17 protein-coding genes are annotated in these 17351 nt (G+C 61.2%); 11 read left to right on the forward strand and 6 right to left on the reverse strand.

Annotated elements, in window-relative coordinates; genetic code table 11:
- Positions 1 to 33: 33 nt before the first annotated feature.
- Positions 34 to 969: a LysR family transcriptional regulator gene (locus AAEZ10_RS25805; protein WP_110645842.1), complete on the reverse strand. Its 936-nt coding sequence runs from the start codon at positions 967 to 969 to the stop codon at positions 34 to 36.
- A 296-nt stretch (positions 970 to 1265) separates the two neighbouring features.
- Between AAEZ10_RS25805 and AAEZ10_RS25810 the strand changes: the two genes are divergently transcribed.
- The 3 genes from AAEZ10_RS25810 to AAEZ10_RS25820 are packed head-to-tail and all read left to right on the forward strand — an operon-like array spanning position 1266 to position 3847.
- Entirely contained in the window at positions 1266 to 1964 is a 699-nt protein-coding gene (locus AAEZ10_RS25810; protein ID WP_016774135.1) for a CoA transferase subunit A, read from the forward strand.
- 24 nt (positions 1965 to 1988) lie between these two features.
- Complete coding sequence (locus AAEZ10_RS25815) at positions 1989 to 2654, forward strand: CoA transferase subunit B (RefSeq protein ID WP_016774134.1); 666 nt, start codon at positions 1989 to 1991, stop codon at positions 2652 to 2654.
- An 11-nt stretch (positions 2655 to 2665) separates the two neighbouring features.
- A complete protein-coding gene (locus AAEZ10_RS25820) occupies positions 2666 to 3847 on the forward strand; it encodes an acetyl-CoA C-acetyltransferase (protein ID WP_350571554.1) in 1182 nt (393 codons plus the stop codon).
- A 219-nt stretch (positions 3848 to 4066) separates the two neighbouring features.
- Here the strand turns inward: AAEZ10_RS25820 and cobF are convergent, their stop codons facing one another.
- On the reverse strand, positions 4067 to 4822 hold the full coding sequence (cobF, locus tag AAEZ10_RS25825) for a precorrin-6A synthase (deacetylating) (RefSeq protein WP_243243293.1): 756 nt from the start codon (positions 4820 to 4822) through the stop codon (positions 4067 to 4069).
- Positions 4822 to 5433, reverse strand: coding sequence for a histidine phosphatase family protein (locus AAEZ10_RS25830; protein WP_502947710.1), 612 nt, complete (start codon positions 5431 to 5433; stop codon positions 4822 to 4824). Before AAEZ10_RS25830 ends, cobF begins: the two co-directional genes overlap by 1 nt.
- Positions 5434 to 5709: 276 nt before the next feature.
- Between AAEZ10_RS25830 and AAEZ10_RS25835 the strand changes: the two genes are divergently transcribed.
- The 8 genes from AAEZ10_RS25835 (at position 5710) to AAEZ10_RS25870 (ending at position 13922) form a co-directional block, all read left to right on the forward strand.
- Positions 5710 to 6564 (forward strand): MurR/RpiR family transcriptional regulator, encoded by an 855-nt coding sequence (locus AAEZ10_RS25835; RefSeq protein WP_073475345.1) that lies wholly within the window; start codon positions 5710 to 5712, stop codon positions 6562 to 6564.
- 2 nt (positions 6565 to 6566) lie between these two features.
- Entirely contained in the window at positions 6567 to 7211 is a 645-nt protein-coding gene (locus AAEZ10_RS25840; protein WP_110645847.1) for a cysteine hydrolase family protein, read from the forward strand.
- Positions 7208 to 8539: a type I glutamate--ammonia ligase gene (locus AAEZ10_RS25845; RefSeq protein ID WP_130929345.1), complete on the forward strand. Its 1332-nt coding sequence runs from the start codon at positions 7208 to 7210 to the stop codon at positions 8537 to 8539. Before AAEZ10_RS25840 ends, AAEZ10_RS25845 begins: the two co-directional genes overlap by 4 nt.
- Complete coding sequence (locus tag AAEZ10_RS25850) at positions 8523 to 9275, forward strand: N-formylglutamate amidohydrolase (RefSeq protein WP_282386986.1); 753 nt, start codon at positions 8523 to 8525, stop codon at positions 9273 to 9275. Before AAEZ10_RS25845 ends, AAEZ10_RS25850 begins: the two co-directional genes overlap by 17 nt.
- 54 nt (positions 9276 to 9329) lie before the next feature.
- Positions 9330 to 10679 (forward strand): APC family permease, encoded by a 1350-nt coding sequence (locus AAEZ10_RS25855; RefSeq protein ID WP_110645849.1) that lies wholly within the window; start codon positions 9330 to 9332, stop codon positions 10677 to 10679.
- Between the two features lie 118 nt (positions 10680 to 10797).
- Positions 10798 to 11814, forward strand: coding sequence for an arginine N-succinyltransferase (locus tag AAEZ10_RS25860; RefSeq protein ID WP_339100109.1), 1017 nt, complete (start codon positions 10798 to 10800; stop codon positions 11812 to 11814).
- 49 nt (positions 11815 to 11863) lie between these two features.
- Positions 11864 to 12898: an arginine N-succinyltransferase gene (astA, locus tag AAEZ10_RS25865; protein ID WP_122708313.1), complete on the forward strand. Its 1035-nt coding sequence runs from the start codon at positions 11864 to 11866 to the stop codon at positions 12896 to 12898.
- Between the two features lie 154 nt (positions 12899 to 13052).
- Positions 13053 to 13922: an oxaloacetate decarboxylase gene (locus AAEZ10_RS25870; protein WP_016774123.1), complete on the forward strand. Its 870-nt coding sequence runs from the start codon at positions 13053 to 13055 to the stop codon at positions 13920 to 13922.
- Between the two features lie 113 nt (positions 13923 to 14035).
- Here AAEZ10_RS25870 and AAEZ10_RS25875 read toward each other — a convergent pair whose 3' ends face one another.
- The 3 genes from AAEZ10_RS25875 to AAEZ10_RS25885 form a co-directional block, all read right to left on the reverse strand.
- A complete protein-coding gene (locus AAEZ10_RS25875) occupies positions 14036 to 14338 on the reverse strand; it encodes a hypothetical protein (RefSeq protein WP_071171821.1) in 303 nt (100 codons plus the stop codon).
- Positions 14339 to 14692: 354 nt separating this feature from the next.
- Positions 14693 to 15928, reverse strand: coding sequence for a M20/M25/M40 family metallo-hydrolase (locus AAEZ10_RS25880; protein WP_130929342.1), 1236 nt, complete (start codon positions 15926 to 15928; stop codon positions 14693 to 14695).
- A gap of 212 nt (positions 15929 to 16140) precedes the next feature.
- Complete coding sequence (locus AAEZ10_RS25885; RefSeq protein ID WP_350571561.1) at positions 16141 to 17214, reverse strand: diguanylate cyclase; 1074 nt, start codon at positions 17212 to 17214, stop codon at positions 16141 to 16143.
- Positions 17215 to 17351: the final 137 nt, after the last annotated feature.

The following is a 17351-nucleotide window of genomic DNA, read 5'->3' on the forward strand; positions in this document are numbered from 1 at the left end:
GTTCTTCGCGAGCAGGCTCGCTCCCACACTGAATCAGCGTTCGGCGCTCTGTTTCCGCGCTTCTGGGGTGAGGGGGAAATCGAACTGGCGCTGCAAATCTTCCGCCTTGAGAATCTCGAACAGCGCCTGCGCCGCCGCCGACAGTTCATTGCCCGGCTCGGTCAACACGCCAATCGCCCGCTCCACAGAATCATTCAAGGTCAGGCAATGCGCGCCCAGCTCACGCATTTGCCCCGCGCACAATGCCGGCACCGCGCTGACCCCAAGCCCGCTGGCAACCATTCGCCCGACCGTCGCCAATTGATGGCTCTCGAATTCCACCGGCAACTTCATTCCGCGCGCCTGCAAATGCTCTTCCAGCATCACCCGCACCGTTGATGGCCGCTGCAGGGTGATGAACGGTTCCTGCAGCAAAGTCTGCCAATCGATGTCGGCGCGACCGGCCAGCGCTGAATCGGCCGGCACCACGGCGACAAAGCGATCGACATACAAAGGGGTGAATGTCATCGACGTGCTCTGCATCGGCGCGAACGCCACACCGAGTTCAACCTGACGATCGCGGACCATTTCCAGCACTTGCTCGTTGATCACGTCGTTGACCGTGACGTTGACGTTCGGATAACGCGCGCGGAAGCTCTTGAGAATCGGCGGCAGCAGATTGCCGGCAAATGACGGCATCGCCGCCAGCGTCACGCGTCCGCGTTGCAGGCTGAAACGCTGGCGCATCTCGTCTTCGGCGTTGTCCCAATCGGCGATCAAGCGGCGCGCCAGCGGCAGCAGGGACTCGCCTTCCGGGGTCAACGCCACGTTACGCGTGTTGCGGCTGAACAGGCGCCCGCCCAGGCCCTCTTCCAGCGCTTTGATGGTCAGGCTCAGCGCTGACTGCGACAGGTGCAGACGCTCGCAGGCCACGGCGAAGCTCAGGCTATGGGCCACGGCGAGAAAGGCACGGATCTGTTTGATGGTCATGGTCGCTTTGCTCCAGTTGCAAGCTGCATGCGTCAAGCTGCAAGCCGTGATGCGATGGCCCTGATCGTTCCCACGCTCCTGCGTGGGAATGCAGCCCGTGACGCTCCGCGTCACTGGACGCGGAGCGTCCCTGGAGGCATTCCCACGCAGAGCGTGGGAACGATCATCGCCGAACGCGTATTAGTGAGCTTTATCAATCAATCAACCGTAAAAATCAACTTAACAAATATATTCCGCAGAGAGACACTCCAGTCATTCGGCTAGCCAGCCGCCCGCAAATAATAAAAGAGGTGCCTATGGCAGGTTTCGACAAGCGTGTGTATTCCTACGAGGAAGCGATGGCCGGGCTGGAAGACGGCATGACCGTCATCGCCGGCGGCTTTGGTCTGTGCGGCATTCCGGAAAACCTGATCGCCGAGATCAAGCGCAAGGGCACGCGTGACCTCACCGTGGTTTCCAACAACTGCGGCGTTGATGGTTTCGGCCTTGGCGTGCTGCTCACCGACCGCCAGATCAGCAAGGTCATCGCCTCTTACGTTGGCGAGAACAAGTTGTTCGAAGAGCAACTGCTCAAGGGCGAGATCGAAGTCATCCTCACCCCGCAAGGCACCTTGGCCGAAAAAATGCGCGCGGGCGGCGCTGGCATTCCGGCGTTCTTCACCGCCACTGGCGTTGGCACCCCGGTTGCTGAAGGCAAGGAAGTGCGCGAGTTCAAGGGCCGCAAGTACCTGATGGAAGAATCCATCACCGGCGACTTCGCCATCGTCAAAGGCTGGAAGGCCGACCATTTCGGTAACGTCGTTTACCGTCACACCGCGCAGAACTTCAATCCACTGGCCGCTACCGCCGGCAAGATCACCGTGGTCGAAGTCGAAGAAATCGTCGAGCCCGGCGAACTCGACCCGACGCAGATCCACACCCCGGGCATCTACGTCGACCGGGTCATTTGCGGCACGTTCGAAAAACGCATCGAACAGCGCACCATCCGCAAATAATTCAGGCCTACGGAGAACAACAACATGGCACTTACCCGCGAACAAATGGCTCAGCGCGTCGCCCGCGAAATGCAGGACGGCTACTACGTGAACCTCGGCATCGGCATTCCGACCCTGGTCGCCAACTACATCCCCGAAGGCATGGAAGTCATGCTGCAATCGGAAAACGGCCTGCTCGGCATGGGCCCGTTCCCGACCGAAGAAACCATCGATGCCGACATGATCAACGCCGGTAAACAAACGGTGACGGCTCGGATCGGCGCGTCGATCTTCAATTCCGCCGAATCCTTCGCGATGATCCGCGGCGGCCATGTCGACCTGACCGTCCTTGGTGCCTTTGAAGTGGATGTTGAAGGCAACATCGCTTCGTGGATGATCCCCGGCAAACTGGTCAAGGGCATGGGCGGCGCGATGGATCTGGTGGCCGGCGCCGACAACATCATTGTCATCATGACCCACGCGTCCAAGGACGGTGAGTCCAAGCTGCTGGCCAAATGCAGCCTGCCGCTGACCGGTGCCGGCTGCATCAAGCGCGTGCTGACCGACCTCGCCTATCTGGAAATCGAAAATGGCGCTTTTGTCCTCAAGGAACGCGCACCTGGCGTCAGTGTTGAGGAAATCGTCGCCAAAACCGCTGGTAAACTGATCGTCCCGGATCACGTACCGGAAATGCAGTTCGCTGCCCAGTGAGGAATTCGCACATGCAAGACGTCGTCATTGTTGCCGCCACGCGTACCGCGATCGGCAGTTTTCAGGGCTCCCTGGCCAATGTATCCGCAGTAGACCTGGGCGCGGCGGTGATCCGCCAATTGCTCGAGCAGACCGGTCTGGACGGTGCGCAGGTCGATGAAGTGATCATGGGCCAGGTGCTCACCGCTGGCGCCGGCCAGAACCCGGCACGTCAGGCCGCGATCAAGGCTGGCCTGCCCCATGCCGTACCGGCCATGACCCTGAACAAGGTTTGCGGTTCGGGCCTCAAGGCTCTGCACCTGGGCGCGCAAGCGATCCGTTGCGGCGACGCCGAGGTGATCATCGCCGGCGGTCAGGAAAACATGAGCCTGTCCAACTACATCATGCCGGGCGCGCGCACCGGTCTGCGCATGGGCCACGCGCAAATCGTCGACACCATGATCAGCGATGGCCTGTGGGATGCGTTCAACGATTACCACATGGGCATCACTGCCGAGAATCTGGTCGAACAGTATGAGATCAGCCGCGAACAGCAGGACGCCTTTGCTGCCGCTTCCCAGCAGAAAGCTGCCGCTGCGATCGAGGCCGGGCGCTTCGTTGATGAAATCACGCCGATCCTGATCCCGCAGCGCAAAGGCGATCCTGTCGCGTTCAAGGTCGACGAGCAGCCACGCGGCGATACCACCGCAGAATCCTTGGCGAAACTGCGTCCGGCGTTCAAAAAGGACGGCAGCGTCACCGCTGGCAACGCCTCGTCGCTGAACGACGGTGCCGCCGCTGTGATTCTGATGAGTGCCGAGAAAGCCAAAGCGCTGGGCCTGCCGGTTCTGGCCAGGATTGCTGCCTACGCCAACGCTGGCGTCGACCCGGCGATCATGGGCATCGGCCCGGTATCGGCGACCCGCCGCTGCCTCGATAAGGCCGGCTGGAACATCGACCAGCTCGACCTGATCGAAGCCAACGAAGCGTTCGCTGCGCAATCGCTGGCCGTGGCCAAGGACCTGCAATGGGATCTGGACAAGGTCAACGTCAACGGCGGCGCCATCGCCCTCGGCCACCCGATCGGCGCATCAGGTTGCCGGGTACTGGTGACATTGCTGCACGAAATGCTCAAGCGCGATGCCAAGAAAGGTCTGGCGACCTTGTGCATCGGCGGCGGTCAGGGCGTGGCATTGGCGCTGGAACGCGCCTGATACGGAGTTCAAGGTTGACGGCGGATCCACGACATCCGCTGTTGGCTGGCAACAAAAAACCCGGTGCGATTTGCGTTGCACCGGGTTTCTTTTTGCCTGTCTACAATCGGTGGTGAATGTTCTGACTCCTTCGCGAGCAGGCTCGCTCCCACATTCTGCAACGCATTTCCCTGTGGGAGCGAGCCTGCTCGCGAAAGCGATTGTTCAGGCGCCAACCACTCAAGGCTTGCGTAACAGATAGGTATCCATAATCCACCCATGCTCCGCCCGCGCCGCTTTGCGCACCCGTTCGATCTCATCGGCGACATCCGCCAGCCGGCCGCTGAGCAGAATCTCATCCGACGTGCCCAGGTAAGCGCCCCAGAAAATCTCGGTCTGCCGATCCGCCACCCGCTGGTAGGAATCCTCGGCATCCAGCATCACCACCAGACTGTCCGCTTCACCCACCTGCCCCGCCGCCAATCGCCGGCCTGTGGTGATTTCTACTGAGCGACCAATCGTGTTCAAAGGTATTTTGTGCTGCGCAGCCAGGGCCTGAACGCTGGTGATCCCCGGTATCACTTCGTATTCAAACTGACAGCGGCCTGATGCCTGAAGCGCCTGAAAAATCCGCAATGTGCTGTCGTATAACGCCGGATCGCCCCAGATCAGAAATCCGCCGCACTGGCCGTCGGACAATTCTTCATTGATCAGCCGCTCGAAGGTCTGCTGCTTGGCGCGATTCAGTGCATCGACGCTCGCCGTGTAGTCGACATCGCCGCGCTCGCGCTCCGGACTGCTGGCTTCGACAAAGCGATAAGCGTGGCCGGTGATGTAGCGCTCGCAGATCTCCCGGCGCAGGTCGATCAGCGTCTGCTTGCTCTGGCCTTTATCCAGCAGAAAGAACACATCGACCCGATTCAGCGCTTTCACCGCCTGCATCGTGATGTAGTCCGGATTGCCGGCGCCAATGCCGATGACCAGCAGCTGTTTCATCAGAATTCCTCGTCAAGGGCCACGCCCGGCAAGCGTAGTCGCCAGATGCCATTGAAGCGCAAGTCGATCATCCCCAGAGGCTCGACGTCGATTGCGTGGAACGCCGCGCCCTGCAGCACCTGCATCAGCGCCGCGCGCATGACGAAAGGATGAGTCACCGCCACGACATGCCCAGGCGCTGCAGCGATTGTGTCCAGCCACTTTGCCACCCGCTGCGTCAGTTGCCTGACTGATTCGCCGCCATGGGGTGCCGCTTCAGGATCGGCCAGCCAGGCTTGCAAAGCCTGGTTTTCGTTGGCTTGCAGATCCTTGATCGACTGGCCGTGCCAGCGTCCCCAATCGCAATCGCGCAGGGCTTGATCAATCTGCGCATCGACGCCAAACCATGCCGCCGTTTGCTGAGTTCTCAACTCCGGGGCACACACCAGCCGCCGCGTTACCGCCAATCGCGCCCTGAACGCGTCGGACGGAACAGCCAGATTTTCAACAGGCTCGTCCGTAGGAAAACGCGCTAGTTTCTGTGCGACGGTTCGCGCATGGCAAATCAGTGTCAAACGGCTACTTGGCACAAGCAGGTTCTCGGTCGAAAGATAAAACAAACAATGGCACATGGCCGATATGCGTCGCATTGTGCCGCAAAACCTCGGCGTTCAGGGTTGTCACCGGCCCGTCGCTGAGCTTGGGATAGGTAATGTCTGACACAGCAATCGGCAAAGGACTACAACAGCGCGCTACTTCGACGTAGCCCTTATTACACGGGCACCTTGCACAGTTTTGGTGCTCGAAGAACCTGTACAAAAATTAGCTAGACATGTAACACCCATTACATAAATACTCGTTTAACGGATTGTGAAACGAATTCGACACCCCATCCAGCAGGAGCCCGGATGCCCCCTCTCAGAGACCTGATCACCGACCCCGGCCTGGACCTGACGCCATCGGAGCGCAAAGTCGTTCGCGCCCTGCTTGATCAGTATCCGCGCAACGGTCTCGGGCCTATGGCGCGACTGGCCGAACATGCCGGTGTCAGCGATCCGACCATCGTGCGCCTGGTGAAAAAGCTCGGTTTCGGCGGTTATGCCGAATTCCAGGAAGCCCTGCTCAGCGACATGGACCATCGCCTGCGTTCACCGCGCACCTTGTTGCAGCCGCGCTCGCAGCAGAACAAGGACGATGCCTGGGCGCATTACCTGGCGGACAGCCAGCGCTTGCTGATCGACACCCAAGCCCTGACCCAGCCTGAAGATGTGCGCATCCTCGTGGAATGGCTGCTCGACAGCCGCCATCAGGTCTACTGTTTCGGTGGCCGCTTCAGCATTCTGCTCGCCAATTACCTGCTCAACCACTTGCGTCTGCTGCGTCCCGGCTGCTTCGCCCTGGAAGACAACGCGCTGCTGCCTGACCGCTTGTTCGACCTGCAACGTCAGGACGTGGTGCTGGTATTCGACTACCGGCGCTACCAGACTCAAGCTTTGCGCGTTGCGCAGGCGGCGAAGAACAACAACGCGCGAGTGGTGTTGTTCACCGATGTCTACGCCTCGCCGCTGCGCGAATTGGCCGACCTGATCATCAGCGCGCCGGTGGAATCGGCGTCGCCGTTCGACACCATGGTGCCGGCGCTGGCGCAGGTCGAGGCGTTGATCGCCTGCCTGACCTTGCGCGTGCCGGACCCGGCCGATCGCCTGGAAGGCATCGATGCCCTGCGCAACGACTTTGCGACTCACCTGCTGGAGGACAAATAAGGATGTTCAGCCTTCCCCACCGCTCGCCTCGGGACCTGCCGTTTGCGACCGACCACACCGCTTTGCTGCTGGTGGACATGCAGCGCGCCTGGCTCGAACCGCAATTCGACCCACACCTGAGCGAGCCGGATGCCGAGTATTTTCTCCAGCGCACGCGCAGCCAGGTGGTGCCCAACCAACAGCGTCTGCTGGGCGCCTTTCGTCAGGCGCAGCAGAACGTGCTGCACACGATTATCGAAAGCCTGACCGCCGACGGTCGCGACCGCTCGCTGGATCACAAACTGTCGGACATGCACCTGCCCAAGGGCAGCGTGCAAGCTCAGGTCATCGCTGAACTGACCCCGACCGAAAACGAAATCGTGCTGCCGAAGACCTCCTCCGGGGTGTTCAATTCAACCAACATTGATTACGTGCTGCGCAATCTGCAAACCCGCCATCTGATCATCGCCGGCATCGTTACCGACCAGTGCGTCGACATGGCCGTGCGCGATGCCGCCGATCGTGGCTATCTGGTCACGCTGGTGGAGGACGCCTGCGCCACTTACACAGCTGAACGCCATCACGCCTGCCTCAACGCGATCAAGGGTTACTGCTGGATCACCGACACCGACACCGTGCTCGGCCGTTTGCAGGAGATGCAGCCATGAGCCCGCGCCTGACGCCTTTACCGATGACCACGCTGGTGACAACCGATCTGATCGGCATCACCCGGGGCCGCTCGTTTCCCAGCGATGAGCTGGAGCATTACCAGGCAGCGGGTTGCGGCTGGGTCCCGGCCAACAGCGCGTTGACGCCGCAAGACATCATCGCTTCGAGCAATCCCTGGGGCGCGTATGGCGACCTGCGGCTGATTCCCGATCTGAGCAGCCGCGTCACTGTCGGCAGCGGCCCGGACGCCAATGCGCCGGTGCTGGATTTCATTCACGCCGACATTCGCGAGACCGACGGCCAGGCCTGGGGCGCCTGCCCGCGCACATTGCTGCGCGATGAAATCGAGCGCTATCACGATGAGTTGGGGTTGCAGGTCAACGCCGCCTTCGAACATGAATTCAACCTGCACGCTGGCGTGGCTGAACACGCGGCGTTCTCTCTCGAGGCGCAGCGCCAAGGCGCCGAATTCGGCGGCTGGCTGCTCAGTGCGCTGCGCGCCGGCGGCGTCGAGCCGGAAATGTTCCTGCCGGAATACGGCAAGCACCAATACGAAATCACCTGCCGCCCGACGCTTGGCGTGGCGGCGGCGGATCGCGCGGTCAACGTGCGCGAAATCACCCGGGAAATCGCCCGGCAAATGGGCCTGGATCTGAGTTTTGCGCCGAAGACCGCCGCCGAAGCGGTGTGCAACGGTGTCCATCTGCACGTCAGCCTGCTCGATCTGGCCGGTCAGCCGATGCTCTACGACGCTGGCACCAGCAATGGCCTGTCGAGCATCGGCCAGCACTGGGCTGCCGGAGTCCTGCATTTTCTCCCGGCGCTGTGCGCGTTCACCGCGCCGACGCCGCTGTCCTACCAGCGTTTGCAGCCGCACCACTGGAGCGCGTCGTATGCATGCCTGGGGCAGCAGAACCGTGAAGCGGCGCTGCGCATCTGCCCGACTGTGACCTTGGCCGGCAAGTCCGCCGCGCAGCAGTTCAACCTGGAATTCCGCGCCATGGACGCCACTGCCTCGCCGCATCTGGCCATGGCTGCGCTGCTGATTGCCGGGCGGCTGGGCATCGAACAGCGTCTGGCGCTGAACGCGGTTACCGATGAAATTCCCGATTCACTCAACGACGAGCAACGCAAGGCCCGGGGCATCGTCGCCCTGCCCGCCTCGCTGGCCCAGGCGCTGGATTGCCTGCGTGACAGTGCAGCCTTCAACGAATGGCTGCCCAAGCCGTTGCTCGACACTTATTACGCCCTGAAAACCGAGGAACTGGCGCTGACGGAACAGCTCTCGCCCGCTGACCTGTGTGAGCACTATGCACGCCTGTACTGAATCCGCCGAGCTTGGGTTGTACACCCGCCCGGTCTACACCCTGAGCCGCGAGGACTCGACGAACCCGTTGATCCTCGTGTGCGAACACGCCAGTCGCTACATCCCCGAGGCCCTGAACAATCTGGGCCTGGACGAGGCGGCCGCGCGCGAACATATCGCCTGGGACATCGGCGCGCTGCAACTGGCCGAACAGTTGTCGGAACAACTCGGCGCCACGTTGCTCAGCGCCAATTATTCACGGCTGCTGATCGACCTCAACCGCCCGCGCCATGCGCCGGACAGCATCCCGCTGCAGAGCGAGATCTACCCGATACCCGGCAATCGCGAGCTGGATGAGGCGACCCGCGAGTACCGGCGCCAGGCGTTGTTCAAACCGTTTCATGCGCGCTTGCAGACCTTGATCGACGAACGCATTGCCAAAGGTCTGCCGGTGCGGGTGGTCGGTATTCACAGTTTCACCCCGGTGTATTACGGCCAGCCGCGACCACTGGAAGCCGGCGTGTTGTTCGGCCAGGCCCAGGACTATGCTCAGCGTCTGCTCGACGGACTGCAAGCGCACCCGCTGAAAGTGGCGGGCAACCAACCGTACAGAATTGATCCCTTGGGCGACATGACCGTGCCGGTGCACGGTGATGCCAGGGGCCTTGAGGCGGTGCTGATCGAGGTGCGCAATGATCTGCTGCGCAGCCCCGAAGCGGTTTCGCGCTGGGCAGGTTACCTCGCACCTTTGCTTTAAACGATGGACCGATAAAACATAAACCGACCGATGGCTGACAAGGAGTTGCGCTTCATGGAAATTGAAGAATTCGGCTACAAGCAAGAGTTGAAACGTAGCCTGACGCTGACCGATCTGGTGGTGTACGGGATGATCTTCATGATCCCCATCGCCCCGTTCGGTGTGTATGGCTACGTCAACGCCGAAGCACCGGGGATGGTGCCGCTGGCGTACATCATCGGCATGGTGGCGATGCTGTTCACCGCCCTGAGTTACGGCAGCATGGCCAAGGCCTTTCCGGTTGCCGGCTCCGTATATTCCTACGCCCAGCGCGGCCTTAATCAACACGTCGGTTTCATCGCTGGCTGGCTGATGCTGCTCGATTACCTGCTGATTCCGCCGCTGCTGTACCTGTATTCGGCGATGGCGCTCAACCATTTGTACCCGGACATTCCCAAGGTCGGCTTCATCCTGGCGTTTCTGGTCAGCGCAACATTCGTCAACCTGCGCGGCATCACCTTCACCGCGCGGATGAACATGCTGTTCCTGCTGGCACAACTGGTGGTGCTGGGCATCTTCCTGTTCCACGCCTGGAACGCCCTGCACGACGGTGGCGGAAATGGTGAGCTGACACTGGCGCCGCTGTATCACCCGGAAACCTTCAACTTCGCCCTGCTGATGCAAGCCGTGTCGATCGCCGTGCTGTCGTTCCTCGGCTTCGACGCGATCTCCACCCTCGCCGAAGAAATCAAGGAAGATCCGGGCCGCAGCGTCGGCAAGGCAGCGCTGATCACCCTGGCGGTGATGGGCACGATTTTCGTCGTACAAACGTGGATCGCCACCGATCTGGCAGCGGGCATGGGCTTCAAATCCGCCGACACCGCGTTCTATGAAATCGCTGAAATTGCCGCCGGCAGCTGGCTGGCGACCCTGACCGCCGTCGCCACGGCGCTGGCCTGGGGCGTCGCCGTGGCAATCACCTCGCAGGCCGCCGTGTCGCGGCTGCTGTTCGGCATGGCCCGCGACGGCAAGCTGCCGAAGGTGCTGGCCAAGGTCCACCCGAAACACAACACGCCGTACCTGAGCATTTATCTGGTGGCGGTGTTGTCGCTGCTGATCTGCTACCTGTTCATCGACGCGGTCGACATTCTCACCTCGCTGATCAACTTCGGCGCCCTCAGCGGTTTCATGCTGCTGCACCTGACGGTGATCAACCACTACTGGCGTCGGCAGAAGTCGGGGCAGTTTGTGCGCCATCTGCTCTGCCCGGTGATCGGCTTCATCATCGTCGCCGCCATCATGTACAACATGGGCGTCGATGCGCAGAAACTCGGCCTGATCTGGATTGCCCTGGGCCTGGTGTACCTGTTCTTCCTCAACAAGCTCGGCGCCAGCACAGCGCTGCCCGATCCGAGCAAAGGCTGACAAGAAAAAGAGCGGCGTCTGACAACAAATCAGGCGACCGCCGATTCAACGCGTGGAAACCGACAGTGATAGTCAGGTTCGGCGAATGGGCCGAACCTTTTGATACAGGAGTACATCCATGCTGGTCTTACGCCCAGTCGAGCAGAATGATCTGCCCCAGCTACAGCGCCTGGCCCGCGAGAGCCTGATCGGCGTGACTTCGCTGCCGGATGACAGCGAACACCTGCGCGAAAAAATCGCCGCGTCGTGCGCGTCTTTCGACAGCGCCGCCACAGCCCAGGGGCCGGAAAACTATTTCTTTGTACTGGAAGATCTCGAACGCCAGCAATTGGTCGGCTGCTCGGAAATCCTCGCCACCGCCGGCTTCAAGGAGCCGTTCTACAGCCTGCGCAACCGCCATTTCACCAGTGCATCGCGAGAATTGAACATCGAGCATGGCGTGCCGGCGTTGTCGCTGTGCCATGACCTCAGCGGGCATACCTTGCTGCGCGGTTTCCACATTGACACCGCGCTGGTGCGTACGCCGTTTTCCGAACTGTTGTCGCGAGCGCGCCTGCTGTTCATTGCTGCACATGCACAGCGGTTCTCCGAGGCGGTGATCACCGAGATCGTCGGCTACAGCGACGAGCAGGGGCATTCGCCATTCTGGGATGCGCTGGGCAAGCACTTTTTCGACCTGCCGTACGCGGAAGCCGAGCGCCTGTGCGGCTTGCAGAGCCGCACGTTCCTTGCCGAACTGATGCCGCAATACCCGATCTACGTGCCGATGCTGCCGCAAGCGGCGCAGGATTGCATCGGCCGCGTGCACCCGGACGGCCAGGAAGCGTTCGACATCCTCGCGCGGGAAGGCTTCGAAACCAACAGCTACATCGACCTGTTCGACGCCGGCCCGACCCTGTATGCGCGTACCGCAAACATTCGCTCGATCGCTGACAGCCAGACCGCCATTGTCCGCCAACAAGTATCAACCGACGCCCGTGGCCGTTACCTGCTCAGCAACGACGCCCTGCATAACTACCGCGCGATTGTCACCGAACTCGACTATCACCCTGATCAACCGCTGCCCCTGACACCCGCCATCTGCGCGGCGCTGAAGGTCAGCGATGGCAGCTCGATACGGCTGGTCGCTCTGTGAGCCGCGTTAGCCATCCGCGCCTGAATCGGTACGCCAAAGGAGTTGGAGCATGATTGTACGTCCGGTAAAAGTCAGCGACCTGCCTGCCTTGATGACCCTCGTTGAACAGGCAGGGCCAGGTTTCACCACCCTTCCCGCCAATGAGGACCGCTTGGCGCACCGGGTGCGTTGGGCACAACGGGCGTTCGCCGAACAGGTGGAGCGCGCCGATGCCGATTACCTGTTTGTCCTCGAGGATGATGAGCAGCGCGTGGTCGGTGTCAGCGCGATGGCCGGCGCCGTTGGCTTGCGCGAGCCCTGGTACAACTACCGGCTGGGGGTGACCGTCAGTTCGGCGCCGGATCTGGGCATTCAGCGGCAGATCCCGACGTTGTTCCTCAACAACGAACTGACCGGCCAATCGGAGCTGTGCTCGCTGTTCCTGCGCCATGACCAGCGCAACGGCAGCAACGGCCGCCTGTTGTCGCTGGGGCGCCTGCTGTTCGTCGCCGAATTTCCGCATCTGTTTGGCGAGAAGATGATCGCCGAACTGCGAGGCAGTGCCGATGAAAACGGTTGCTCGCCATTTTGGGACAGCCTCGGCCGGCACTTCTTCCAGATGGATTTCACCCACGCCGATCACTTGTCCGGCCTGGGCAACAAAGCCTTTATCGCCGAGCTGATGCCGCGCCAGCCGCTGTACACCTGCCTGCTCACCGAACAGGCGCAGGCCGCGATCGGCCAGACTCACCCGAACACCCAGCCGGCGTTGAAGATTCTTCAAGCCGAGGGTTTCACACACAAAGGCTATATCGACATTTTCGACGGTGGCCCGGTCATCGAAGCGCCGATCCGCAGCATCCGCACGGTGCGCGACAGTCTTGAACTGACCCTGAGCCTCGGCACCCCGGACGAGCAGGCGCCGCTATGGCTGATTCACAACCGCCGCCTGGAAAACTGCCGCATCACCGTGGCGCCCGGGCGACTGGTGGGCAACAGCCTGATGGTTGATCGTCTCACTGCCAAACGCCTGCAACTTCAGCCGGGCAATTCAGTGCGCGCAGTGCTCCTGCCCCATCAACAGCATCACGCCGTGGCGGCCTGATATTTCCGGCACGGGAGATTAAACCTTTCAGCCGCCAGTCCTGCCGCGCAAATTCGTCATGATTCTTGACCCATTCGCGTGATAGCCTTTTCATTCTTCGGCGTTGACACCTTTGCTCAAGCCTTTCCATTCCTTATGTATTGGTGGAACTCGTATGACCAGGCTTTCCCATCAAGATTTGCGCCGCAATTTCCGTCAGCTGCTGGCCTCCGACACCTGCTACCACACGGCTTCGGTGTTCGACCCGATGTCGGCCCGTATCGCCGCTGACTTGGGTTTTGAAGTAGGTATCCTCGGCGGTTCCGTGGCTTCGCTACAGGTGCTCGGCGCACCGGACTTCGCCCTGATCACCCTCAGCGAATTCGCCGAACAGGCCACGCGCATCGGTCGCGTCGCCCAATTGCCAGTGATCGCCGACGCCGATCACGGCTACGGTAACGCTCTTAACGTGATGCGCACCATCGTCGAACTGGAACGCGCCGGCGTCGCTGCACTGACCATCGAAGACACCCTGCTGCCCGCGCAATTCGGGCGCAAATCCACCGACCTGATCACCGTAGCCGAAGGCGTCGGCAAGATCCGCGCGGCGCTCGAAGCCCGGGTCGACACGGAAATGGCGATCATTGCCCGCACCAATGCCGGCATTCTGCCGAACCAGGAAATCATCAGCCGCACCCGCCAATATCAGGCGGCGGGCGCTGACGGTATCTGCATGGTCGGCGTGCAGGACTTCGATCAGCTGGAACAGATCGCCGAGCATCTGACCGTGCCGCTGATGCTGGTCACCTACGGCAACCCGGCCCTGCGCGACGACAAACGCCTGGCCGAACTGGGCGTGCGCGTGACCATCGACGGCCACGGCGCCTACTTCGCCGCGATCAAGGCCACCTACGACAGCCTGCGCGAGCAGCGGCAGATCTTCACCCAGGCCTCCGATCTGAGCGCGACCGAGTTGACCCACACCTATACCCAGCCGGAGGAATACATTCTCTGGGCCAAGGAATACATGAGCGTCAAGGAGTGATGCACACGCTGTACCGGCCCCTTCGCGAGCAGGCTTGCTCCCACAGTTGAAATGCGGTCACCTGTGGGAGCGAGCCTGCTCGCGATAGCAACGGCCGCTACACCGCTAAACCGCTAAACCGGCGTCTTGTAAGCCTCTTCCCGCTGCGCCGCCCGCGCCTGAATCACATTCAGAATCGCGCAGCCCTCGCGCATCAGCAGATGAACCGCGCTGGTCACCCGCGTCAGATCACAATCGGAGATGCCCTTGAGGTTGAGGCTGGCGAAAGTGTCAGCCAGATCACGCACGACCACAAACCGGTGCATCGCACAGGCGGCCATGTCGTTGAGTTCAGTGTGGGTATTGATGAAGAGCACCGGGGATTCGGCGTCGTAGGTGTCGATGGGGAGATAGCGCGGCATTACTTGGTCGGTCATAGAGTTCACTCCAGAAAGGTCAGGTTCTGTATTCGACCGGCCAAGATCGTCGCAGAGTTATCTGCGAACCGAGACTATAAGAGCCGCGCCCAACGGCCGCAACCAGAGCTTCTGTCGGACTTTTCGGTATTTTTTGTGCGCCGTCCTCGACTTCCACTTTTCCCACAAAAGCCCCTCACCCTAGCCCTCTCCCAGAGGGAGAAGGAACCGATTGGGGGATGCTCGGGAGCTACTAATGATCGTTCCCACGCTCCGCGTGGGAATGCAGCCCGGGACGCTCTGCGTCCCACACAAAGCCGAACGCGGAGCGTCCGTTGAGGCATTCCCACGCAGAGCGTGGGAACGATCGCTCCTTCACCGCGGCTTCGCCAACTCCATGATCATCCGCGACAACAGATAAATCCGCGGTGCCACACTCGCCACTTCGGCATATTCCTCAGGCGTGTGAATATTGCCGCCGACAATGCCGAAGCCATCCAGCGTCGGCGTCCCTACGCCTGCGGACAGACTGGCATCCGCCGCGCCACCACTGCCCTCCTCGGTCAGCTTGCGGCCAATTTCGCCGTAGATTCCCTGGGCCATGGCCATCAGGCGATCCGACTCGGCCGTTTGTGGCATCGGCGGCAAACCGCGTTGCAAGGAAGTTTTCACTTCGGTCTCGGCAATCAACTTGTCCTGCGATACCCGCGCCAGATCCTTCTCGATGCGATCAAACTCCTCCGGCACTGCCGCGCGCACATCCGCCTTGGCCGTGGCCTGATCAGGAATCACGTTGGTGCGATCACCGGCCTTGAGCACGGTAAAGTTGATGGTGGTCTTCTTCGCTTCATCGCCGAGCTTGCCCAGTTGCAGAATCTGGTGCGCCGCTTCCATCGCCGCGTTCCGTCCCAATTCTGGCGCGACCCCGGCGTGGGCGGCTTTGCCTTTGACTTCGACCAACGCCGTCGCACTGCCCTTGCGCCACACCACCAGGCCATCGGCCGGGCGCCCCGGTTCGAGGTTGAGGGTGACATCGTGCTGTTTGGCGGTGTTCTTGATCAGGTCGGTGGCGACGTCCGAGCCGGTTTCTTCGCTGGCATCCAGCAGGAAGGTGATCTGCGCGTAATCCTTGAAGTCGAGGTTCTTCAGCACTTTCAATGCGTAGATGCCGGCGACGATGCCGCCCTTGTCGTCCATCACCCCCGGCCCGTAGGCACGCCCGTCCTTGATGTGGAATGGCCGTTCGGCAGCCGAGCCTTCCTTGAACACCGTGTCCATATGCGCCATCAGCAGGATTTTCGCCTTGCCGGTGCCTTTGAGCGTGGCCAGCACGTGGTTGGATTTTTCCGGGGTGTTGGGCACCAGTTCGATAGTTGCGCCGAGTTTTTTCAGCTCATCAATGGCGATGTCGCTGACCTGTTTCAGGCCCGGCTCATAACCTGAGCCGGAGTCGATATTGACCAGTCGCTCCAACATTTTCAGGGCTTCGGGCTGATACTGCTCGGCATCGGCGAGCACTTGTTTGTGCGGTTCGGCGGCGTTTGCGGCCGAGAATGCGAGGGACAGACCGAGGCTGGCGGCCAGCAGAGAGCGGGGAAAGGAGAACGTCATGAAGCAGTCCTTGTTTCGTGTCGGAGGGATTCCACCGTAACCGACATCGGCGCGAGGCTCTATAGCGGATGCGACACTCTCCAGACCGACACCGAACAAATTGTAGGAGTGAGCCTGCTCGCGATAGCGTTGTGTCATTCAGCATTTAAATCACTGACAGATTGCTTTCGCGAGCAGGCTCACTCCTACAGTTTCAATCGGCGGGGTGTCCCTCAGACCGAATCCAGCAGCGCCTGCCTCGGCTTGTTGTCGCTGTTGCAGATCACCCGATTGCGCCCACTGGCCTTGGCTTCGTACAACGCCTGATCGGCCTCATCCAGCCAACGCGTGGCGTCGGCATGGCTCGGGTCGTAGGCGGCCAGACCAATGCTCAGGCTGACCTTCAACGCCGGGTTCTGCTCGTAGCCCATCACCGCGAAACGCTCGCGCAAGGCTTCCATGGCCTGAGCGGCGTTGAACAGTGGCAGCTCCGGCAGGATCACGCAGAACTCATCCCCGCCGTATCGCCCGGCCACGTCCGTGGCGCGCAGATTCTGTTTGAGCAGTTTGCTCAACTGGCGCAGGACGATATCGCCAGCGACATGCCCATAGGTGTCATTGATCGCTTTGAAGTGGTCGATGTCGATCAGCGCAATCGCCGCGCCCTGCTGCTGGCGTTTGCAGCGCTGGAACGCGAGGTTCAGTTGATCCTTCCACGCGCCGTGATTGAGCAGGCCGGTCAGGCTGTCGGTGCGACTCAACGCCAATAATTCGCGCTTGTGCCGACCGAGGGTCGAGGCCTGACGAAAGCAGATCCAGCCCAGCGCCAGCGGATACAGCAATAGCAACGGCAAACAGGCGTAGAGCTGCAGCGGCGTTGTTGGCGGGATGAACGCCGGCGCAAACACCACCAGCCCGACGCCGATGCCCAATAGCTGCGCCGCCGACCCGGCGAGCAAAAACCGCCCACCACCGATGGCGACGTTGTTCATTGCCATCATCGAAATCGTGGTTGCGCTGGGCAAGGGATTGAACTGCATGGCGGCGACCCAGAAGCCGCCCATGAATGCGTCGATCAGCAAATTGCGGTGTTCGGCGCGGTATGGAGTGTTGGAGCTTCGCGCCCATAGAAAGGCCAGATGCGGCCAGACCAGGCCGTTGAAGAGCATCAGGCCCCACACCCACAGCGGCGGATCGAGGGCATACATCGCCACGCTGACACACATCAGCCCGAGCAGCAGCCCGAACACCCGCGACCTGTAAAGCCTCCTGGCCAGTGAAAGTCCCTTTCCTCGCGTATTTCCCATAAGGGCCTCGACCGCGCGATGCATGGTTACATCCCGACAAGGATGTGTCCGGAGTCTATCAGGGCGCCGTTAAATAGCCATCACCGGCCAGCGGCCTGAATAGAGCGCTATCAGCGCCGCACGCGCGGCCCAGAGTT

It is taken from the genome of Pseudomonas sp. H26/SER47-MNA-CIBAN-0231 (assembly GCF_040310465.1).
Classification (GTDB): domain Bacteria; phylum Pseudomonadota; class Gammaproteobacteria; order Pseudomonadales; family Pseudomonadaceae; genus Aquipseudomonas; species Aquipseudomonas atacamensis.